The sequence below is a fragment of the Citrobacter sp. wls619 genome (genome assembly GCF_005281345.1).
Lineage (GTDB): Bacteria > Pseudomonadota > Gammaproteobacteria > Enterobacterales > Enterobacteriaceae > Citrobacter.
The window spans coordinates 78,703-98,681 of record NZ_SZXJ01000083.1 but is presented as its reverse complement, the minus strand read 5'-3'; the positions used below and the strand labels follow the sequence as shown (position 1 = coordinate 98,681).

Annotated in this window: 22 protein-coding genes; 4 read left to right on the top strand and 18 right to left on the bottom strand. The window is 43.8% G+C overall.

Features of this window, described 5'->3' with window-relative positions; translation table 11 throughout:
- Nucleotides 1-57: 57 nt before the first annotated feature.
- From flhC to flgB, 15 genes are all read right to left on the bottom strand, one after another.
- Nucleotides 58-612 (bottom strand): flagellar transcriptional regulator FlhC, encoded by a 555-nt coding sequence (flhC, locus tag FDX19_RS16915; RefSeq protein WP_137383610.1) that lies wholly within the window; start codon nucleotides 610-612, stop codon nucleotides 58-60.
- Nucleotides 605-967, bottom strand: coding sequence for a flagellar transcriptional regulator FlhD (flhD, locus tag FDX19_RS16910; RefSeq protein ID WP_137383609.1), 363 nt, complete (start codon nucleotides 965-967; stop codon nucleotides 605-607). Before flhD ends, flhC begins: the two co-directional genes overlap by 8 nt.
- A gap of 366 nt (nucleotides 968-1,333) precedes the next feature.
- Nucleotides 1,334-2,059, bottom strand: a complete 726-nt coding sequence (locus tag FDX19_RS16905; RefSeq protein WP_137383608.1) for an RNA polymerase sigma factor FliA — start codon at nucleotides 2,057-2,059, stop codon at nucleotides 1,334-1,336.
- A gap of 134 nt (nucleotides 2,060-2,193) precedes the next feature.
- Nucleotides 2,194-3,822: a methyl-accepting chemotaxis protein gene (locus tag FDX19_RS16900; RefSeq protein WP_137383607.1), complete on the bottom strand. Its 1,629-nt coding sequence runs from the start codon at nucleotides 3,820-3,822 to the stop codon at nucleotides 2,194-2,196.
- A gap of 73 nt (nucleotides 3,823-3,895) precedes the next feature.
- Nucleotides 3,896-4,789 carry a flagellar hook-associated protein FlgL gene (gene flgL / locus FDX19_RS16895; RefSeq protein WP_137383606.1) on the bottom strand — a complete coding sequence of 298 codons (894 nt, stop codon included), beginning with the start codon at nucleotides 4,787-4,789 and terminating at the stop codon, nucleotides 3,896-3,898.
- Between the two features lie 11 nt (nucleotides 4,790-4,800).
- Complete coding sequence (flgK, locus tag FDX19_RS16890; protein ID WP_137383605.1) at nucleotides 4,801-6,441, bottom strand: flagellar hook-associated protein FlgK; 1,641 nt, start codon at nucleotides 6,439-6,441, stop codon at nucleotides 4,801-4,803.
- Between the two features lie 108 nt (nucleotides 6,442-6,549).
- Nucleotides 6,550-7,491 carry a flagellar assembly peptidoglycan hydrolase FlgJ gene (gene flgJ / locus FDX19_RS16885; RefSeq protein ID WP_137383632.1) on the bottom strand — a complete coding sequence of 314 codons (942 nt, stop codon included), beginning with the start codon at nucleotides 7,489-7,491 and terminating at the stop codon, nucleotides 6,550-6,552.
- Nucleotides 7,491-8,612 (bottom strand): flagellar basal body P-ring protein FlgI, encoded by a 1,122-nt coding sequence (locus tag FDX19_RS16880; RefSeq protein ID WP_137383604.1) that lies wholly within the window; start codon nucleotides 8,610-8,612, stop codon nucleotides 7,491-7,493. Before FDX19_RS16880 ends, flgJ begins: the two co-directional genes overlap by 1 nt.
- 7 nt (nucleotides 8,613-8,619) lie before the next feature.
- Nucleotides 8,620-9,333: a flagellar basal body L-ring protein FlgH gene (locus FDX19_RS16875; protein WP_137383631.1), complete on the bottom strand. Its 714-nt coding sequence runs from the start codon at nucleotides 9,331-9,333 to the stop codon at nucleotides 8,620-8,622.
- A gap of 61 nt (nucleotides 9,334-9,394) precedes the next feature.
- Complete coding sequence (gene flgG, locus FDX19_RS16870; RefSeq protein WP_137383603.1) at nucleotides 9,395-10,177, bottom strand: flagellar basal-body rod protein FlgG; 783 nt, start codon at nucleotides 10,175-10,177, stop codon at nucleotides 9,395-9,397.
- Nucleotides 10,178-10,196: 19 nt separating this feature from the next.
- A complete protein-coding gene (locus FDX19_RS16865; protein WP_137383602.1) occupies nucleotides 10,197-10,934 on the bottom strand; it encodes a flagellar basal body rod protein FlgF in 738 nt (245 codons plus the stop codon).
- A 9-nt stretch (nucleotides 10,935-10,943) separates the two neighbouring features.
- Nucleotides 10,944-12,158: a flagellar hook protein FlgE gene (gene flgE, locus FDX19_RS16860; protein ID WP_137383601.1), complete on the bottom strand. Its 1,215-nt coding sequence runs from the start codon at nucleotides 12,156-12,158 to the stop codon at nucleotides 10,944-10,946.
- A 27-nt stretch (nucleotides 12,159-12,185) separates the two neighbouring features.
- Complete coding sequence (locus FDX19_RS16855; protein WP_137383600.1) at nucleotides 12,186-12,878, bottom strand: flagellar hook assembly protein FlgD; 693 nt, start codon at nucleotides 12,876-12,878, stop codon at nucleotides 12,186-12,188.
- 9 nt (nucleotides 12,879-12,887) lie between these two features.
- Nucleotides 12,888-13,292 (bottom strand): flagellar basal body rod protein FlgC, encoded by a 405-nt coding sequence (gene flgC, locus FDX19_RS16850; RefSeq protein WP_137383599.1) that lies wholly within the window; start codon nucleotides 13,290-13,292, stop codon nucleotides 12,888-12,890.
- 5 nt (nucleotides 13,293-13,297) lie between these two features.
- The gene (gene flgB, locus FDX19_RS16845) at nucleotides 13,298-13,711 is read right to left on the bottom strand and encodes a flagellar basal body rod protein FlgB (RefSeq protein WP_137383598.1); all 414 of its coding nucleotides are present in this window, start codon (nucleotides 13,709-13,711) and stop codon (nucleotides 13,298-13,300) included.
- Nucleotides 13,712-13,964: 253 nt separating this feature from the next.
- Here flgB and flgA point away from each other — a divergent pair, with 253 nt between their 5' ends.
- The 3 genes from flgA (at nucleotide 13,965) to FDX19_RS16830 (ending at nucleotide 15,500) form a co-directional block, all read left to right on the top strand.
- Nucleotides 13,965-14,672: a flagellar basal body P-ring formation chaperone FlgA gene (gene flgA / locus FDX19_RS16840; RefSeq protein ID WP_137383597.1), complete on the top strand. Its 708-nt coding sequence runs from the start codon at nucleotides 13,965-13,967 to the stop codon at nucleotides 14,670-14,672.
- A 71-nt stretch (nucleotides 14,673-14,743) separates the two neighbouring features.
- Nucleotides 14,744-15,034 carry a flagellar biosynthesis anti-sigma factor FlgM gene (locus FDX19_RS16835; protein WP_137383596.1) on the top strand — a complete coding sequence of 97 codons (291 nt, stop codon included), beginning with the start codon at nucleotides 14,744-14,746 and terminating at the stop codon, nucleotides 15,032-15,034.
- Nucleotides 15,035-15,056: 22 nt separating this feature from the next.
- The gene (locus tag FDX19_RS16830; protein WP_137383595.1) at nucleotides 15,057-15,500 is read left to right on the top strand and encodes a flagella synthesis protein FlgN; all 444 of its coding nucleotides are present in this window, start codon (nucleotides 15,057-15,059) and stop codon (nucleotides 15,498-15,500) included.
- 146 nt (nucleotides 15,501-15,646) lie between these two features.
- Here the strand turns inward: FDX19_RS16830 and FDX19_RS16825 are convergent, their stop codons facing one another.
- Genes FDX19_RS16825 through fliD form a run of 3 tightly spaced genes read right to left on the bottom strand, consistent with a single transcriptional unit; the run spans nucleotide 15,647 to nucleotide 17,919 of the window.
- Entirely contained in the window at nucleotides 15,647-15,967 is a 321-nt protein-coding gene (locus tag FDX19_RS16825) for a flagellar protein FliT (protein WP_137383594.1), read from the bottom strand.
- Complete coding sequence (gene fliS / locus FDX19_RS16820; protein WP_137383630.1) at nucleotides 15,964-16,368, bottom strand: flagellar export chaperone FliS; 405 nt, start codon at nucleotides 16,366-16,368, stop codon at nucleotides 15,964-15,966. The genes FDX19_RS16825 and fliS overlap by 4 nt, the downstream gene beginning before the upstream one ends.
- A 42-nt stretch (nucleotides 16,369-16,410) precedes the next feature.
- Entirely contained in the window at nucleotides 16,411-17,919 is a 1,509-nt protein-coding gene (fliD, locus tag FDX19_RS16815) for a flagellar filament capping protein FliD (RefSeq protein WP_137383593.1), read from the bottom strand.
- A gap of 310 nt (nucleotides 17,920-18,229) precedes the next feature.
- On the opposite strand from fliD, the gene FDX19_RS16810 reads away from it, so the two are divergent.
- Entirely contained in the window at nucleotides 18,230-19,693 is a 1,464-nt protein-coding gene (locus FDX19_RS16810; protein ID WP_137383592.1) for a flagellin, read from the top strand.
- Nucleotides 19,694-19,979: the final 286 nt, after the last annotated feature.

Below are 19,979 nucleotides of genomic sequence, written 5' to 3'. Positions count from 1 at the left end.
TGGATATAGCGGCATCTTGTGCTTTAGTAATTTTCCCATTCATACCACCAGTGCTTTCTACAAAGAGAATGCCTCCATGAGTCCTACATTATTCACTTGCGATTTTTTTAATGCACGGGACGGTGGATTGCATAAACTACACGTAAACGGTTTTTTTATAACTTCTGTTGTAACAATAAACCCACCTCCACATACACCACATGGCTTACGTGAGATAATTCCGCAATTTATAAAACGCAATAATGTCCAGGCTCTGGTTAATCCCAAAACAGGCTTATCGTCACAGCAAGAATCGCACTGTTCCAGATAAAGTTTATAGGTTTTCATCAATATCTCAATCGAACGACCTGGCGCCGTTTTCTGCAAATACAGATAAATATTATAGAACATTGATGAATGTATATTTTGCTCCCATGACATAAACCAGTCTTCAGAGAATGGCAGCATCCCTTTTGGTGGAGGACAACCTCGAATCTCCTTATACAAGCGTAAAAGTCGGCGACGACTTAATGACGTCTCTGACTCAAGAACTTGCATTCTGGCCCCCAATTTAATCAATCCCATTGCAATATTAACTTCTTCAATTTCCTGTAACAAACTTTTATCACACATTTTGATGTCCCTCTTCTAAGGTCGCACCTGTGGTATCAGCCAGGGAATTGAGCAAGTTAGTCGACAATATAATCCCTGTATGAATCTGTTGCAGCGCATCAATTCGAGAGTCTTTAGTCAAATTATCAATAATTACTTCATTATCAAACCGTAAATGGCAGATGAGTTGATTTGTTGTCGAAAGCTTAATTAGCTGAGACAATGATAACTCTTTTAAATTATCAATAGTCCCCTCCGACATGCCGAGTCGAAACCCTGCAGCAAATTTATCTTGCCGAATGAGTTGCTGCGCAAGAATCAAGTATGAAAGATTTATATCATGAATACTTTTAAGATATTCGTCAAAATTGGACACAATTAACTCCCAATGTTTATCAACCATAGAAATAGTGTAATAACCAAGTCATATGGATTTCCAAATTGATGCAGAGAGTCTTTTGGCATTGATATTCAGTGAGCCTTTAAAAAGATTCATTAAATTACACAACGTCTTTCAATGCCAAAGGATAGACGCATCACAAAACTGACAAAATCATATTCAATAATTTTTCTTCCAACAACTAACTAAAGTGACCAGAAACACAAAAAAACAACGTAAGGCATTGATTTAAATCATAAATGTAGATTATTAAACATTCTTAATCATCATTTAAATCGATTAAACAAAGGTTAAACTACACATTAAAGTAATTAATGTTTATACCATGTTATGATATGGTTACTAATCATTTAATATATCAATTCTACTCCGCAACCGTTTGATTGCCAGGCTATGAATTTGACTCACTCTGGTTTCGGACACGCCAAGTATTAATGCTATCTCCTTCATATTGAGATCTTCTTGATAGTAAAGCTGTAAAATCCGTTGCTCACGTTCTGGCATCATACCTATAAACACAGCAATGTTTCCGATCAAATTTTCCCGGATTGTGTCGTGAAGAGGATTAAGATTTTCATTCTCTTCACCATTATTCTCCCAACTATCCGCAAAGTTTTCCTGCAATTCATCCATCGAATAAATCTGGCTGTTATTATTGTCTGCCAGCATTCTCTGAAATTCCTGAAGAGAAACCCCCATACGCTGTGCAATATCAGCTTCCGATGCTTCACGACCTTGCTCTTGTTCTATTTGCTGGATAACAGAGACAATTTCCCTCATGTCGGTTCTTACTCTACGTGGAACCCAATCTCGCTCTCTGAGTTCATCAAGTAAAGCCCATTTAACTCGCTGTGCAATCCATACATTTAACTTTACACCTTTTTTGGGGTCGAAGCTTTCGACAGCACTCAAAAACCCCATTGACCCAGCCTGAATTAAATCATCTAATTCCACATTGGCAGGAAGTCGCTTATGCAACTGTAACGCTTCTTGCCTAACGATATTATGATGCTTCAGCCACAATACATTTTTATCTTCTAGCCCTTCAGCTGTATACAGACCATTCACATTTTTATTCCACCTAACATTCAAACTATAATTATCAGGCGAAAAGTAGAAATCAAATAGTGCAATAAGCTTAAAGAAAAATGTGCTTTCCGATGATTTATTTACTCTATTGGATTAAATTCACTCCATCAGATTCAAAATGTTTCCCATTGAGCATTATCTTTATCTGGCTGACGGAGAATATTCTCTTCTGGCGTGGGTACCACACATGTATCCACACTATCATCATTCAATACAAATGTTGCCACTAACTTCTCGAGTGAATTTAATTGGCCTTCAAGCTTATTTATTGCCATTACTTCTTCCTCAACCATCGCCGCATTCTGTTGCGTTACCAGATCCATCTCATTCACCGCCTGAGAAATTTGGTTAATACCCGCACTTTGCTCATCAGAAGCAGAGGCGATCTCCCCCATAATCTCAGTGACCTGGGCGACGGAATTAACAATATCTTGCATCACACCACTTGCTTTACTAACCTGGCTTGAACCGATATCGATATTATTTACGCTTGAATTAATTAACTGGTTGATCTCTTTGGCTGCATCCGCACTTCGCTTAGCCAGATTACGAACCTCTTCAGCGACCACTGCAAACCCACGCCCCTGCTCTCCGGCTCGCGCAGCTTCAACTGCCGCGTTCAAGGCCAGAATATTTGTCTGGTTTGCGATACTATCAATTACACCATTAATATCAGAAATTTGGCGTGAGCTTTCGGTAATTTGCGCCATGATCCGCTCAAGGTTGTGCATTACCTCGCCACCACTGCGAGCGTTAGTGCTTGCGCTTTCGACCAAACTACGTGCAGAGTGGGCATTATCAGCATTCTGCCGAACGGTCGTTTTAATTTCTTCCATGCTTGCAGCTGTTTGTTGAAGTGCTGCGGCTTGCTCTTCCGTTCGGGAAGATAGATCACTGTTTCCATGAGCAATCTCCTGAGTATTACTATGGATTTGCAGAACACTATTGCGTATACCAAAAACCGTACCTGCCAGCGACACGCGCATTTGCTCCAGTTCTTTCAGCATCTTACCGATTTCATTGTTGCTCCCGATGTCGATAGTATGGCTAAGATCCCCTAAGGCCACGCGTTTTAGCATGTCACCAGCCATTTCCATACGGCGAACCAGTGAATTACGAAGCCAGTAACGAACAATGGTCAGTAACGCCAGTGCAGCTAAAATGACCCCACCTCCCAGTGTCATCATCCATTGATTACTACGCTCCGCGGTATTGACATAGCCATAAGCCACCTTGCCGGAAGCCGTAATGTATTCCTGGATTTTGCTCAGTAACAGGCTACGTTGTGCCAGTCCTTCGTCTTCAGAAGTAATATCTAACTGAGGGCTTTGAAGATAGTTTAGTTTTGCCAGTGCCATCGTATAAACGGAATCAAACACCGACTTGATATCCGCAGCAGCCTCGGCTTCTTCTGAAGAATTAAATGTTAAACGCGAAAAGACAGCCATATTTTGACGTGCTTGCTCAAGAGTCTCGTTGGTCGACTTAAGCAAGTCCGCTGGGAGTGGCTTATTTAAAAGCTTTTGCACCATCATTCCATTAGTATTTGCCATAGCAGCGTTTATATTGTACGCCGCATTACGCATTAAATCCTCTCCCTCCGAGACTCGAAGAATATTTTTAAAATTATTATTATTTTCAATCGAATGATAAACTGAGTACGCTGTCATACCTAGCAGCATGAGTGCGAAGAGCCCAGTAATAAAATTGAGCACAGTATAAATTTTAAGCTTGCTTAACATAATAACCTCAACCATCACAACTTTATAAATTTGTGACGAGTCTTTTTAACTTACAGATAATAAAAAACGTGATTTATTTATTAAATAAATTCATTTTTTGCATGGATTGGAAAACCATCATTGAAGCATTTAACGCAAACTCTGACATTTTAGTATCCATGATCAACGAGGTCATCGTGCCATAATCTGAGCCAATAGCGCTTTGTATCTTCAGGATGGTGTCATTTATCATGACATCCCCACTTAGATCCAGGGAATCAAGCTGTTGTAGATTTGTTCCTAGTTCTGCTTGAGTTTTACCCAAACGTTCTATCCCTTCACTGACAGCTTTACTGGCCGCGCTAAGTGCTTTATCTAGTTCACTTTTATCAATAGGATCACGAGTCAACTCCTCAACAGATTTGTCCAGGATAGTAAAGATGTCACCAAAAACATCACTCCCGATGTGCCCTATCTGCATACCAGTACCATCAGCTACGGTCTGTTTAAGTGCAACATCTCCACCTACGTAATTACCCGCACTATCAAAAGGTGCCGAGTCTGTCTTAAACCCACCAAAGATATAACGTCCTGCGCCATCTCGATTATTTGCCAGGTCCATCAAATTGGCACGAATTCCTTTTATTTCAGCACCCAGAGCTTTACGATCATCATCTGAATAAGTTTCGCTTTTCGCTGCTACTATCTTCTCAGTCAGACTCGTTGTCAGTAAATTACCGACCCCGCTGAGGATTGTGTCCTCATGCTCCAGTGTGCCACGAGCAGCAGAGCGCACATTACTATAAAGCTCCAGTTTTGCCAGCGCATCCTGATATTTCACTGCATCAGTCGCCGCTTTCGGATCATCAGATGCACGCAGCACTGACTTCCCGGCAGAAAGTTTCAAATAAACATTATTATTGTCATTCACACGCTGAGACATATTTTCAGCGCTATTTTTAAACATGTAAAGTGTACTCAGTCGCACCGTAAAGTCCTTTATTTTATTGACAATAATGAATCGAATAATGTATTGGCAGTTTGCAGGATCTGCGCGTTTGCCTGGTAATACTGCATATACATCTGCATATTCACCGTCTCCTCATTCATATCAACACCAGACAGTGCCTGCTTTACGTTATATTTGGTATCAAGATCAATCTCGGCAGACGTAATACCCGACTTAACTGCTCGGGCATTTGCACCAATCTTTCCGACTAAGCTTGAATAGGCTTCGGTAAGAGTATTGCCACCAATCAATTTTTCATTCTGGATCTTGAGCATCTCTTCAAGGTTGAGGTTGTTGCCTACCCCACTGCCAGAAAGATCAGCAGCAGCGAACTCCTGCGGACTTTTAATAGCGCGACTGATACCTTCGGCATAACCGGCCATTGGATTTAAGGAAAATTTATCACCCGCACTTGCACTAATGCCGGTAAGGTCGATAGTGATGCCATCAAATTCAAGACTCGCAGCCCCCATGGGAATTTGCTTAACCAACCGACCATCTTCGCCATTTACATTCCAGTTAGTACCATCAAATTCAATACTATAATTTTCTGATCTGACATCCCTAAAGTTGCTAACTGTTATGGCACCAAGATCGTTTTTGCTTATATTATTTGAATTAGCAATAGCTTTTATCGCTGGTAAGGAGAAGAGATCCCCACCAGGATTCCCCTCGGGGTCAAATCCCTGACGATGCTGCTCATTCATACGGCTTGAGATCTGAAAGGCAATCTGATCTAGCTCATGACGGGCGACTTCAAGATCCTCACGCCTAAATTTGAATAGCCCCGACAGGCGACCTTTTGTGATCGCTTGTTCATCAATTTGTGTCAAAGTGCCATTACTGTCTCTATACGAAACTATCGTTTTAGTCGGGTCTTCATTTGACGGCGATGCTTCCAGCTTGTGACTACTATCGCCAAACACCAGCGGACGTCCATCCTGCAGAGTCACATCGACACGGCCCGTGATATTATTTTCTGTGACATTAATTCCAATCTGCTCGCTCATTTTCTCAAGTAGAGCATCTCGTTGATCAAGTAGATCTGCAGGTGGAGTACTATTTTGAGCTTGAGCTCGTTCAAGCTGCTTGTTTACTTCAGCCAACTGGTCGGTAAAACTATTAATATCCTTGACACTTTGCTCAATATGCGTGTTTGTACTTTTTTCCAGAGCTGAAAGACGCTTTCCGCTTTCATTAAAACGTTGGGTCATCACCCCAATTGAACTAAAAACTGCCGATCGGGCTGGGCCATCATCCGGAGTTAAGCTCAATGCAGCCATTGATTTAAATAAGTTATTCATTGATACTGAAATATTGTCAGACTCATCTCCCAACATATCATCAATATCACTCAACTGCTCCATACGCCCATTCAGTGATGCCCAGTTAGAGACTGAACCTCGCAATTGCTGATTAGCAAAAGCATCATATGCACGATTGACATTTGAGACCTTCGCACCGTAGCCATAAAATCCGTTTGCCGTGGAAAGTCCACCTAACTCACCTATTACGATATTTCGACGACTGTATGTTTCAGTCATGCCGTTAGTTAGGTTACTACCTACCACGTTTAGGGCAGATTGCGCGACACTCAGACCGCTTTTGGCCAGGCTAAAAAGGTTGTTCATAAGGCCCCTAAATATTCTGTTGATACCGAACCCGCTTCCGTCGCTGGTTCAAAATTTAATGCCATGTTTAATTATTCGGTGATTATCGAATTCTCTAAAACAACTTTTCTAAAAAAGTGTATTTAAATCACTTTTATATGTATCTACGCTCTTTTGGATATCACCTTTGACTTTATGAATGATGTCGATGAGTTTTTTCGCATATGCAGGGTCGGTCGCGTATCCACTCGCAAGCAATGCTTTTGCTCCAAGCTCGGGTGAAGCTGAGCGAGCAACACCGGCATAGCGCGGATTTTTAGTAAGTAATTTCGCGTAATCCGTAAGTGCATGTTCGTAGGAGTCATAAACGCGAAAGACAGCTTTCATCTTTCGTTTTATACCGTTAATGTACTCTGTTGTTGCCACTTCGGTGGTTTTCCCCTCCCAATTACCCGTCGCTTTAATACCAAACAGGTTATGGCTTGGCCTGCCATCAGAAGTCGGAATTTCATATTTTCCCCACCCTGATTCCAGTGCGGCCTGGGCGAGAATCAATTGTGGGTGCAAGCCACTTTTTTGCGCTACCTCTCTCACCGGTCCCAGCAGACGGGAAATGAACGGATGCACGCCTTGTGTAGATTCAACTGAGGCCGGCGTTGTCGTTCGAGTGGTACCAATAATCGGTCGCGATAAATTAGAAGATGGTATTGCTCCTGCCCCTGGTAATGAAATAGGGTCTTTTGCTGGAGGCGATGTTGAGAAATTGTCACTCTCGCCCCCCAATTGGCGGACAATCATATTTGCAAAACCTAGTTGGCCACTGCCTGCAATGTTCTGGGCTATTTGCTGGTCATGCATCGCGGTAAACATGTCTGCTGATTGGCTGCTCATCAAATCATCTTTGATAGTTGCATCGCGCATGCTTTTCAGCATCATCTGCACGAATATCCCTTCCATTTGTTGCGCCGCTGCTTTTAGGGATCCAGGGCTCGCATGTCGGGCATCCTTTTTCAAACCATCTAGCGAGCGAATATCAAATGCGGGTTTATTTAATCGATCCAATGCATTCATCATTCCACCTCCAGATTCGCTCGCAGACATCCTGCATTCTTCATCGACTGAAGGATTGCCATTAGCTCATTCGGGGTTGCACCAAGAGAATTCAACGCTCGAATAACCGCATTTAGATCAGTACTGCTACGCAAACTCTGTAGTGAGCCACCACTATCCCGTAACGAAATATCGGTTTGTGGTGTAACAACCGTTTCACCGCCCGCAAAAGGAGTATCCGGTTGATTTACAATATTATTCTGGGTTACTTCGACGGTTAATGAACCATAAGCCACAGCACATGAATCAAGCGTGACATGACGGTTCATCACCACAGCTCCAGTGCGAGAGTTAACAACCACTTTTGCGTCTTGTACTTTTACCTGCACCGGTATGTCTTGAATGTTTGCCAGAAATCTCACCTTTGATGGTGCATCAGAAGGCGCAAACAAGCGCACTGTACGCGCATCCTCAGCAATTGCGACGCCTCCACTATAACGACTATTAATACTGTCACTAATCTGTTGCGCCAGAGAGAAATCTGACTCTTTCAACTGTAAGCGAACAACTTTCTGGTTAGCATAGTCATTTGGTACTTCTCTCTCGACAGTTGCCCCTGCATTGATGCGGCCACCATTAAGTTGATTAACTTGTACCCTGCTACCACCTGCCTGAGCCCCCGCTCCTGAAATGAGCAAGTTGCCCTGAGCAATAGCATAAATCTGATTATCCCCCCCTTTTAATGGGGTCATCAAAAGCGTACCGCCACGTAAGCTTTTAGCATTGCCTAAAGACGACACTACAACGTCTATCTTGTCTCCTGAGTGAGCAAACGGGGGAAGCTCAGCAGTAACCATGACCGCGGCTATATTTTTCAGTTGCATGTTTGTCCCCGAAGGTACAGTAATGCCGAGTTGTGATAGCATGTTGCTTAAACTTTGACCGGTAAAAGGCGCTTGCATCGTTTGATCGCCTGTCCCATCAAGTCCGATTACCAGCCCGTAACCCATCAACGAATTTGAGCGCACCCCCTGAATCGTAGCAAGGTCACGAATTCGCTCAGCCTTTGCAAGAAGTGGTGCACTGAACATCACGCAACAAAGCAAAAAGCGAAGAAAACACAGAAGAGATTCTTTTTTCATATGAGTACTAGAAAGGTGAAATATTTAAGAACAGGCGTTGTAACCACCCCATGTTCTGCGCTTCATTAATGTATCCATTACCAACATATTCAATGCGAGCATCGGCAACCTGCGTTGAGGGTACTGTGTTTCCACCGCTAATCGTGCGCGGGTTCACCACACCAGAAAAGCGGATAAACTCAGTCCCTTGGTTAATGGCAATCTGTTTCTCACCAACGACGTGAAGATTGCCATTTGGCAATAATTTGTTAACCGTGACGGTAATAGTGCCTGTGAATGTGTTACGTGCTGCCGCTCCTCCTTTACCGGAAAAATCATTCTTCCCTTCAGCCTGGAAATCAGCCTTACCTTCCCCAAGCCAGCCGTTCAATTTTTCCGGTAATGCTGCAAGCCCCATACCAGCTGAACCATTTCGATTAGCCGTGGCAGAGGAACTTTTGCTGGCACTCACGTTTTCTTGCAGCAAAATCGTCAGCGTGTCTCCTACGTTACGAGGCCTTCTATCCTCAAACAGCGGCTGATAGCCATAATTCATAGCCTGCCCAACCTGGAACAATGAACCGCTCGCTGTTTCAGACACCATTTGTAATGGCTCTGCCGAAGTTGGGCCATTAACGAGTGGTTTTTGCATGATGTGCGCGCATCCACTAACTAAAAACATGGCCGCAAGAACCCCAGGACGTGTCAGGCCTGCTGCTATTTGAGTAAACTGTGTATTCATTATGAGTAGATAATTCATCTATCCGTTCGGGCATGCGCCCGAAGCGGTAAGAAAGAGGACATTACAGCTGTGTAAGTCGCTGTAGCATTTGATCCGAAGCTGAGACCGCTTTACTGTTAATTTCATAGGCACGTTGGACCTGAATCATATTGACCAACTCCTCTGCCACGTTAACATTGGATGTTTCAATATATTTATGCTTCAGAGTGCCAGCATCTTCCATGCCAGGATTTAACTCATTTGGCGCCCCTGATGACTGTGTTTCCCGATAAAGATTACCGCCCACACTTTCAAGCCCAACCTCATTCACGAACGTTACTAATGTCAGCTGTCCAATTTGCTGTGACTGGGCCTGACCAGGCACGGTTACACTAACGATGCCGTCAGGGCTAATCTGAAGCTCTTTCGCATCCTGTGGCACAATTATGCCCGGTACAATTGGATGCCCTTCCGCATTAACAATTTGGCCATTTTCATTTTTATCAAAATGCCCATCGCGGGTATAAGCAGTACTGCCATCGGGCAATTGCACTTGAAAAAAACCTTTGCCTTCAATCGCCACATCAGTATCGTTGCCAGTCATATTCAACCCTCCCTGAGAGTGAACTCTTTGGGTCGAAACTGAACGCACCCCGGTACCCAGTTGAAGTCCACTGGGTAACGTTGTTTGTTCTGACGCCTGAGCCCCTGGCTGGCGGACGGTTTGATAAAGCAGATCCTGAAATACAGCCCGCTGCCGCTTAAAACCATTAGTATTTACGTTAGCCAGGTTATTAGAAATAACATCCATATTGGTCTGCTGTGCTTCCAGACCAGTTTTTGCGATCCATAGCGATCGAATCATTTGAGACTCCTTTCGTGGATTAGCTCACGCTAAATAACTGGTTGGCTTTTTGAGCATTTTCATCAGCAGTACGAATTACTTTCATATTCATCTCGAAACCTCGCGCATTTGCGATCATTTCCGCCATGCTTTTCACCGGACTGACATTGCTGCCTTCCAATGATTCCGGACTGAGGAGAAGGCCATCATCCAGAGGTAACGTCCCACCGCCTATTGGGCGAAATAAGCCATCATCAGTACGCACCAATGCCTCAATCTGGGCATTCACCATTTTCAGACGACCAACAAGGACCGATGAAGTCGGCTCATCACCCGCTCCCAAAGCAGTAATCGAGCCATCTTCCGCTACGGTAAGATGCGAATTCGGTGGTGCTACAAGCGGTGCACCATCTCCCATAAGGAAATTCCCGTTTACGCTCATCCGTCCTTCCTGATCGACTTCAATATTGCCGTTGCGTGTGTACCCTTCATTGCCGTCAGGTAAGGCAACGGCAAGAAAACCATTTTGTGGTAGGGCTACATCAAGGTTCCGCCCCGTGTGGGTAATCGGTCCCAGCGAGTTGTCGCTAAATGGTGTTGACTCCACCACTAACGCTCGTGTCCGCAGAGTTTCCCCTTCGACTGGTACAGTACGGAATGCTGCCAGTTGAGCGCGAAATCCCGCAGTAGTGCTGTTAGCCATATTGTTGGCAGTGATTGTCTGGCGATTAAGCGCTGCATTAGCTGCACTCATGGCGGTATAAATTACGCGATCCATTCGGCACCTTTATCGCAAGTTAACCAGTGTTTGTAGCAATTCAGATTGCGTTTTGATCGTCTGGGAATTTGACTGATAATTACGCTGATAGACAATCATATTGACCATCTCCTGCCCCAAATCGACATTCGATTGCTCCAGCATTCCGCCATTAATTGAGCCGAAACTACCTGAACCAGAAGTACCGATAAATGGTTGCCCGGATTGTGGTGTTTCACTCCAGACGTTATTCCCTTCTGCGGCTAACCCACCGCTATTTGCAAAATCAGCTAATACAATCTGTGCAACTGTCTGACGTACACCATTACTGTATGTAGCAACGACTTCCCCGCTATCACCAATAACAAAATTTTGATATTTACCAGGTGCCTGCCCATCTATTTCATCAACGCTCACAAGACTGTCAGTTGCGCGACGGGTGATATCTGAAAGATCTAAATCGATATTCAGTGGCGCTGATCCATTGAATGAAGCACCATTGATGGAGATTTTTGTACTGCTCATCGCCGTACCATCCATCTTTCCGCTACTGTCAAACTTCAACTCAAGTGAGGTAACGTCTGGTGTACCAGGTGCGGTATCGTCTCGTGCGTAAGCTTTCCACTCACCTTCTGCCGTCTGCACAAAATAAACTTTAACCGTGTGTTTATTGCCCAGACTATCGGTGGCTTCAACCTGGCTTTGATAATTGTAGGTTTTGGGGTCATCAAACTTGAAAGCTTCGGTAATAACGGTTGTATCGTCAGACTTTAGATTACCTTTGAGCACCCCAGAGGTAGATGCCGCAGGAGGCATATCATTCGTTGGAATACGGATTGGCCCAACGGCCGCTCCCGGCGCGATCACGGGGGGAGTACCTGTCGCCTGATAACCCGTTAGAAAGAGACCATTGGTGCTATTGATAATATTCCCATACTGGTCCTGCTTAAACTGACCATTCCTACCGTAGAAAACCCCTCCGCCCTCATTCACCATACGGAAGAAACCTTTACCTTGAATACCCATATCAAGTTGGCTGTTGCCCATTACCAGGCCACCGTCGGAAAAGTTTTGATTAACACCAGCGACCTGTACACCCAATCCGGTTGTACCAGCAAAAATATCTGCAAATGCAATTGAACCTGTTTTAAAACCAGCCGTCTGCGAGTTGGCAATATTATTACCAACCACATCCAGCGCTTTGGCAGCAGCATTTAAACCGCTTAGACCTTGCGAGAAACTCATATCAAAATTCCAGAGAGTAAAAACAAACTATTGTTGGATAACAACCACGTCACCCATGGCAATAGGGTCGCGATTTAGTAAATGGAGAACTGCGCCATTGGCGGTCATAGTGACTCCCGTCACCTGTTCCTGAATCAAACCAGATATTTCGACCTTTTCACCCTCTGTATTTTTTGTGTCAAATGTGAGGGTATAATCTCGGTCTTGAGGTGGGCCTGGTTCTGGCTGGAAGTTTTGCAGATCATCTAAGTTGTAAGTCTTTACGCCAGACTTAACGTCTTTTAGCTCGGCTGTGTAAGCATTTCCCTCTGCGTCAGTCAATGTAACAGTTACCGTTTCGGCATCACCCGCTAACAAGAAACTGAAATTATCAGACCCAGTAACACCACCGTCGTTGAAAGGTGATGCGCCGAAAGTTACTTTTGGGTCACCTTCGATCAATATTCCTCGCCCAACCCAGGATGCGGCACTCATACTCCCCAACTGAGCCATCATCGCCTGTACCCCACCCATGGATGAGTTTAGTTTTTCAACGCCTGCAGCCGTATTAAACTGCGCAAGCTGGGATGTAAGTTGGTTATTATCCATCGGGTTAGTTGGGTCCTGGTTTTGCATTTGTGCCACCAGTAATTTCATAAACTGTTCCGACAGATCGGCTGCACTGTTACCTGAGCCGTAGGTTCCGGCACGGCTGGTATGATTTACAGATGAAATCGTCATAGCCCCTCCTTACTGTCCAAGAGTTAACGTTTTTAGCATCAAGGCTTTAGCGGAGTTCATTACTTCCACATTGGCCTGATAACTACGCGAAGCTGAGATGGTATTAACCATTTCACTCACAACATTGACATTGGGCATGCGTACAAAGCCTTGCTCATCTGCCAACGGGTTACCTGGCTCATAAACCAGGCGATGTGGCTCAGAACTCTCCACCACATCCCGAACATTGACACCACCAATGGGATGCCCTGCACTTGTCTGGGCTTCAAACACGACCTGACGTGCGCGATACGGCTGACCTTCCGGTCCAGTTACACTATCTGCATTAGCCATATTGCTGGCACTGACATTCAGACGTTTTGATTGCGCCGCCATCGCCGAACCAGAAATATCAAAGACACTAAATAATGACATTCTATTTACCCCTGACTGACCACTGTCATCATCTTTTTAATATCAGCCCCAAGAAACGTCAGACTTGATTGATATTTCAGTGAGTTATCCGCGAAATTTATTCGCTCACGATCCATGTCTACAGTATTTCCATCTGCACTGGGCTGATCCGGCACACGATATAAAAAATGACCTGTATCAACAGGGATACTACTGGCCTCAATATGTCTATTTGAAGTCAACGACATGGATACTGCCGATTGAGTGGCGAATTGATTTTCCATCGAACTCTTCAGCTGCCTGGAGAAATCTATATCTCGCGCCATATAACCAGGCGTATCAGCGTTAGCAATGTTTGAGGCCAGAACATCCTGGCGCTGAGATAGCAAATTCAATGCTTCCTGTTGAAAGCGAAAAGCATTATCAAGTTTATTTATCATGTATCCGGAACCTTGCTTCGATTTATTAAGCAGCAATAGTTTAGCTATCCCTGATAAAATATCACACTGCAAAGACCTAACAAAAATATGCCTAATTAGCGAAATCAACAGAGTTTCGAATAAAGAAAACCATCAATTAAATTAATTGCCGACAAAACTGCTATCATTTATACCATTTAATATTTTCAGTAACGTATATAATTTATACAGACCAGTTATTCAAAATTCTTATTCTTTACATTAAGGTAACATAATGAAGTTATCATATACGTATTTAGTCATTTCAATACTGCTTTACTCTTTTCCATTGACGCTGAAGGCAAGCGCACCTTCGTCAGCAATCTTAAAACAGCGATTAATACTAAAACTTGAAGCATTGATAAATCAACCTGGCAGTGATAGCAGTAACATCACCAAAACCGTCACTCTTCTTGCTTCCCAACATCAACTTGAGACATTGTGTGATAACCCCGAATTAAAACTAACAGGAAACGACAGCCGGCTTACCGGCAAGCGTACTGTCGCGGTTCGTTGTGGAAAGCATACTTCCTATCTGCCATTTCGCATTTGTGCTCATGGTACATGGTGGGTTGCCAGCCAAAACCTTAACGCCGGAGAAATCGTAAAACAAAGTGATATAAAACCAGTGAACGGCAACCTCAACAACCAGCCTGCCGGGCTTGTCTTCAATGCTAACGATATTGTTGGACAGCGTTTAACCCGCTCGCTTACTGCAGGCAAACCAATGCTACGAAGCCTTTTGCGTCAGCAGTGGCTACTCCGGACAGGGCAAACGGTGGAACTTGTTACTAGTGGCCCCGGGTTTCGTATACGTAGCCAGGCAAGAGCACTAAACAACGCAACAATTGATAGTGTGGTTAAAGTCAAAACGCCAGGGGGACGAATTGTGAATGGAAAAGTTAACTCAGATGGAGAAGTCATCATCTTTTTACAAAAATAATTTTAGTTTTTTTGTAAAACACCGATCGTTAACTTATAGGCGACACACTATGATTACCGGCGAGGACCATTATGAGCGTAGACATAACTCAAGCAAGCGCACAAACAAGTAACTTAATCTCTGGCCAGGAGGTACGCTATCACACATTGCCCCTGGAAAAAGATGCCACCACAATAGACGTAAAAGATCGCAAAACAGAAGTCACACTGAACTCTTTTGTCAGCAAAACCCGTACCGATGATAGTCATGATATTGACCATATCAATGTTGAAAGAATCAGTACAGCACTAGCGAATAATGAATTGCTTATTGACCCCAAAAAAATAGCTCAGGCGCTTGTACAGAAACTTTATGAGTTTTAATAACGGTAGGATTTTTCTAACTATGGATAAGCTGTACCCGATACTGGCGCAAATGAAAACCTCTCTGGATGAGCTGGAAGCTATCATGATTGAAGAGATCAATCAGCTTAGCCGTGCCAAAATCAACCCTGTTTCCCTACAGGTACTGTCAGATAATAAAAGCCAGCTTTTATCTTCCATCCAATATTATGATGAGATACGTCATCGACAAGAACTACTTTCCTCTATGCGGGCTCCTTACTCTCAACATGGTAAATTATTCACATGCTGGAATTTAATAAGCGAACGAGTTCATAATACAAAAGAACTTAACGTAAAAATTGAAACTCTTTTGCAAAAGCATATGAAAAAAAATCAGCACATGCTGAAAGTGGTTGAACACACTGGTTATCTTGACATACTTTATGATCCGGCTGGAAATTCAAAACAGGCCTCGATTGGTCATAAGTATGATATTAGTATTTGAGCAGACACCTGGATGTCCTCAAATTTTGCTCGCCCCATGGCGAGCTTTTTTTTAGACATTCTACAGGCATACCTCTCCGACAAAAGAGAGGTGTGCTGTTTACATGACAGAAACTACCAATACATATGAAAATTGCAGCAAGAACATTAGACTGTATAATAAGCCAGGGCGGAAGAGTGAGATTTTCGTAATCTTGTTATATCTACACCAATTTCGTCAATCCGGACCTGAATAGCTTCCATCAGGGACCGCTGTTGAACCAGCAGTAAAGCGAGATTGTCATACACATTCACATTGTCTTCGTGTACAGAAAATGCCAATTCCATTTCACAAAGCGAACGCATACCTGCGGCATATGCTTCAATTTCATCTGCAAAAATTTCCCACTTTTCTGCCTTCGCCATGTGAAGCACTCGGGTATTATGCTCAAGCATATGATCAATATGCTTGATGGTTTCAGAAGTCATGGTGTTTCCTTAACATATTGCGGGCTGACCGCCTTCCACGTCTCCGCCATCTCGGTCATGAGTAATATCAGGTGGGGAAGGTTATCACCCGACTTACTAAGATTAACTTCCAATAAACTACGGGAGATATACTCGTACAATCGCTCCAAATCAGCAGCAATCTTGCCACCAATATCATGATTGAGGCTGGCACGAAGACCATTATCTATAATATTAATGGCCCTCGAGATCATTTCACCACGACGAGCCACATTGTCAGAATGAAAATAAATTTCTGCACGACGCATAGCGTTAATTGCTCCATCGTAGAGAAGAACTATAAGCTGGTGTGGCGTAGCGCCGGCAATCTGACTATCCAGAGAGTCCGTCGTGTACGCATTTTTACCTGATATGGTATACATCATCGAATCCTGTTAGGTTGTTTAAATAACCAGATAGTGCCTTTACCCCATGATACCAAGCAGTGCTGACTGCAACTGCTGACTCATATTATTCATTTCTGTCATTGCTAAATCGAGGCGTTGAAACTCTTTGCGGCTACGATCAAGACTATCTTGAATTCTTTCCTGCATACGAGATATCTGTTTTTCCACCCTGGAACCTTGTTCTTTTAGTCCTTTAATGGCCGTTGAGATAGTCCCTTCTGTTTTCGGGATTGAATCGTTATCCCCCAGATAGTTTTTAAACACATCCTCTAGTGCGCCCTTAAGGCTTTGGCCTGCTCCCTTACCCAGGAATAAGGCTTCAACATCATTTGGGTTATTCTTTAACGCCTCATCTAACTTTTTACTATCAATAGACAGTAAACCTAGCGTTCCGCTGCGTTCCTCTCCGGGTTTGGCCTCTTCAAACTTGACCGAGATTCCAATTGACCCCAGAGATTTCAGCAAATCGTCTGCATCACCGTAACTACCAGAGATGGCCGATTTCATTTCGCTGGTTAGACGACGCAGAGTACCATCGCCAAACAAAGCTCCGTTTGAAGGATTCATTTGTGCCAACTGCCCCCCACTACCTTTTTCTGGCTCTTTATAAGCACTGGCAGTGGCTGCTGTGTTTAGGTAATTGTTGTATACCTTCACAAACTCTTCGATTAGGCTTTTTACCTTTGAAGTGTCTGCGGTAACAGACAAGGTTTCAGGTTTAAACTTTGTAGCATCATCAGGATCTTTTTCTGAAACCTCACGAAGCTCAAGCGTGATGCCTTCAATTGCATCAGTGATAGTATTGGTACTACGTTCCATCTTCGTTCCATCAATAGATATGATGGCATTCTTAGCAGGAGTTATCTCTCGCGCACTATTTTCGCTAATCGGTTCGGAGGAACCTTGCTTATAGTTCAGCACCTTTCCCAGCTTGTCATCCCCTTCTACGGAAATGCTAATCTCCCCATCTTCACCGGTTTTTTTGGACGTCAGCACGAGCTGATATTTTCCACCTTCAGCAGACATTACCGCTGCGGTAACATCTCCATTTTTCGCATTGATTTTTTTAGCAATTTGAACGAGAGATGTTTCATCATCTTTCAACTCAACTTCAATAGGTTTACCCTCACCTGTGGAAATCACAACTTTTCGTAGACCCGCTCCATCACCTAACTGCGTGTCATTATTGGCTTGTGCTGCAGTACCTACTTTATGCGCCTTCGCAAGTTGCTCAACCTCCACCGAGTAACTGTTGGGAATCGCACCTTTACTCGCTGTCGCGTTAAAGGCCTTGTTTGTGCCAATACTAACGCCATTAAACCCTTCATCTTGCAATTTAGTAAGGTTCGATTTCACCGCATCCAGTGCGCTGGAAATTTTTCCCCACGAAGAAGTTTGTCCCGAGTAATTGCTCTGCTTTTGTAAATAAGGGTTAAGCTTTTTATTCTCGGCTACACTCAGTTGTGCAATCATATCTTCAATATTGAGTCCAGACCCACCCAGACCTGACATAGAAAATGAAGCCATGTGTTAGATTCCTTTATCTAAATGATGGATGTATAAACACTATCGGGGATTCGGAAATTAATGTTAATTCTTTACAATACACTCAACAATGCAATACATCACTAAACTCATATTTGTGCATTTATCTATCTATCACTTATAACAATGTCAGCAATTAGCGAAGAAAATGAAAGCAATTCGACGCTTTGATTTTTTTTCAAAAAAATAATTAAGTCATTCTAATTTCCACCGATGAATTTAGTATGCGCAATACGAACCGCATATTTAAATGGCAAATGCCGTTAGCTCTCATTATTAAAAGGATATAGATATGGCCCAGGTCATCAATACCAACTCCCTAAGCTTAATGGCTCAGAACAATCTGAACAAATCGCAGACGTCTCTCGGCACAGCAATTCAACGTCTGTCTTCTGGTCTGCGTATTAACAGCGCTAAAGATGACGCTGCAGGGATGGCAATCTCTAACCGTTTTACCTCTTCAGTTCGTGGTCTGACTCAGGCTGCCCGTAACGCGAACGATGGTATTTCTCTTGCGCAAACGACTGAAGGCGCACTGGAAGAAGTCAACGAGAACTTACAGCGCATTCGTGAGCTGACTGTGCAGGCGAAAAATGGAACCAACTCTGAAGACGATCGTATGTCTATTAAGAAAGAGATCACCGCACGTCTGGATGAAATCAAACGAATCTCTGAAACCACCAACTTTAACGGCGTCAATGTACTGGATGGCTCCAAGGAGAAGCTGAGCATTCAAATCGGTGATAAAGATGGCCAGACCATCGATATCGATCTGACTAAAACCGATCTTGAAACATTAAAGCTGGATGATTTTGAAGCTGAGTTTGGCAAAATTTCTTCCGGCTCTACTAAATCAGATTTCACCAAAGCCGGCACCGCTATCGCTGATGGCGACACTATTGCTTTAAGCAATGGAGATACCTGGAAGGCTACTACAACAGAGTTGACTGAAATTGAAACTGATTTAGGTATCACCGCTGGTGAGATGAAGCTCATGACTTACGGCGATGGTGCGAATGCTAAATTATATGCAGTCAATACTTCTACTGGCAAAGCTAATGAAGTCGAAATTAAAGTTGACACTCCCGTCGACGGCAAATATGAGACAGGTTCAGCAGTCTTAGGTGCCGAACTGTCAGAAATTGATGCCGATGTTCTGCAAAATGGCCTCAGCAATCTGACAGGCATCACTACTGTCGCGGTGGGTGGAAAAATCACAGATGACGCGGGTGCCGAGTTCGCTCTTGATGCAACTAAGATGGATACAATTTCCACCGAACTGTTTGGGAACGCGGCCGCTGCAAGTGGAATGACCATTTACTCAGCTAAGGGTGGCAATGCCAACGAGTTCTTTGCAGTTGACAACACGGGTACAGTTAAAAGCTTTACTGTAGCTAACGATGGTACTGCTACCGACACGACTACGGGAGCATCTGCCGCTGACCTGAGTGCTGTTGGGCGTGCGGCCGCAGGGAATACCGCAGACGGCCTCCTTGCAAAACTGGATGACGCGATGACCACTGTGAATAACTTCCGTTCAGATCTGGGAGCAATTCAGAACCGTTTCGGTTCAATTATCGCCAACCTGAATACAACGGTAATCAATACAACTGAAGCACGCTCACGTATTCAAGATGCTGATTTCTCAGTCGAAGTCTCTGCAATGAGCCGTTCTAATATTCTCCAGCAAGCTGGGGTATCCGTACTGGCACAGGCAAATCAGGTACCACAGAACGTACTTAGCCTGTTGCGTTAAGAATTAAAACCGCCACAACACCGTAGTATGCGCTGTAAATGCGTCTTTGCCCTCCCTGGTGCCTGGGGAGGGCTTTTTTATGGAAAGCTGTAGCCCTCACACCATACAACTTTTTCGTCTCGCATTCTTCATTGCACACATGCTCCGTTTAAAGTAGGACTCCCCTCCCTCGTTTAATTCTATGGATACACAGAATAAACTACAAAAAATGCTTCCCGTCCTTGTATATACCGACTTCAACTATCCCTTCTGGATACACTCACCAGCCCAAACTAACCGCCACAAT

Excerpts from the sequence above, each read along its gene's own strand:
- flhC (WP_137383610.1), bottom strand. The coding sequence starts at position 612 with ATGTGTGATAAAAGTTTGTTACAGGAAATTGAAGAAGTTAATATTGCA.
- FDX19_RS16900 (WP_137383607.1), bottom strand. The coding sequence starts at position 3,822 with ATGTTAAGCAAGCTTAAAATTTATACTGTGCTCAATTTTATTACTGGG.
- flgK (WP_137383605.1), bottom strand. The coding sequence starts at position 6,441 with ATGAACAACCTTTTTAGCCTGGCCAAAAGCGGTCTGAGTGTCGCGCAA.
- flgJ (WP_137383632.1), bottom strand. The coding sequence starts at position 7,491 with ATGAATGCATTGGATCGATTAAATAAACCCGCATTTGATATTCGCTCG.
- FDX19_RS16880 (WP_137383604.1), bottom strand. The coding sequence starts at position 8,612 with ATGAAAAAAGAATCTCTTCTGTGTTTTCTTCGCTTTTTGCTTTGTTGC.
- FDX19_RS16875 (WP_137383631.1), bottom strand. The coding sequence starts at position 9,333 with ATGAATACACAGTTTACTCAAATAGCAGCAGGCCTGACACGTCCTGGG.
- flgG (WP_137383603.1), bottom strand. The coding sequence starts at position 10,177 with ATGATTCGATCGCTATGGATCGCAAAAACTGGTCTGGAAGCACAGCAG.
- FDX19_RS16865 (WP_137383602.1), bottom strand. The coding sequence starts at position 10,934 with ATGGATCGCGTAATTTATACCGCCATGAGTGCAGCTAATGCAGCGCTT.
- flgE (WP_137383601.1), bottom strand. The coding sequence starts at position 12,158 with ATGAGTTTCTCGCAAGGTCTAAGCGGTTTAAATGCTGCTGCCAAAGCG.
- FDX19_RS16855 (WP_137383600.1), bottom strand. The coding sequence starts at position 12,878 with ATGACGATTTCATCTGTAAATCATACCAGCCGTGCCGGAACCTACGGC.
- flgC (WP_137383599.1), bottom strand. The coding sequence starts at position 13,292 with ATGTCATTATTTAGTGTCTTTGATATTTCTGGTTCGGCGATGGCGGCG.
- flgB (WP_137383598.1), bottom strand. The coding sequence starts at position 13,711 with ATGATAAATAAACTTGATAATGCTTTTCGCTTTCAACAGGAAGCATTG.
- flgA (WP_137383597.1), top strand. The coding sequence starts at position 13,965 with ATGAAGTTATCATATACGTATTTAGTCATTTCAATACTGCTTTACTCT.
- FDX19_RS16835 (WP_137383596.1), top strand. The coding sequence starts at position 14,744 with ATGAGCGTAGACATAACTCAAGCAAGCGCACAAACAAGTAACTTAATC.
- FDX19_RS16830 (WP_137383595.1), top strand. The coding sequence starts at position 15,057 with ATGGATAAGCTGTACCCGATACTGGCGCAAATGAAAACCTCTCTGGAT.
- FDX19_RS16825 (WP_137383594.1), bottom strand. The coding sequence starts at position 15,967 with ATGACTTCTGAAACCATCAAGCATATTGATCATATGCTTGAGCATAAT.
- fliS (WP_137383630.1), bottom strand. The coding sequence starts at position 16,368 with ATGTATACCATATCAGGTAAAAATGCGTACACGACGGACTCTCTGGAT.
- fliD (WP_137383593.1), bottom strand. The coding sequence starts at position 17,919 with ATGGCTTCATTTTCTATGTCAGGTCTGGGTGGGTCTGGACTCAATATT.
- FDX19_RS16810 (WP_137383592.1), top strand. The coding sequence starts at position 18,230 with ATGGCCCAGGTCATCAATACCAACTCCCTAAGCTTAATGGCTCAGAAC.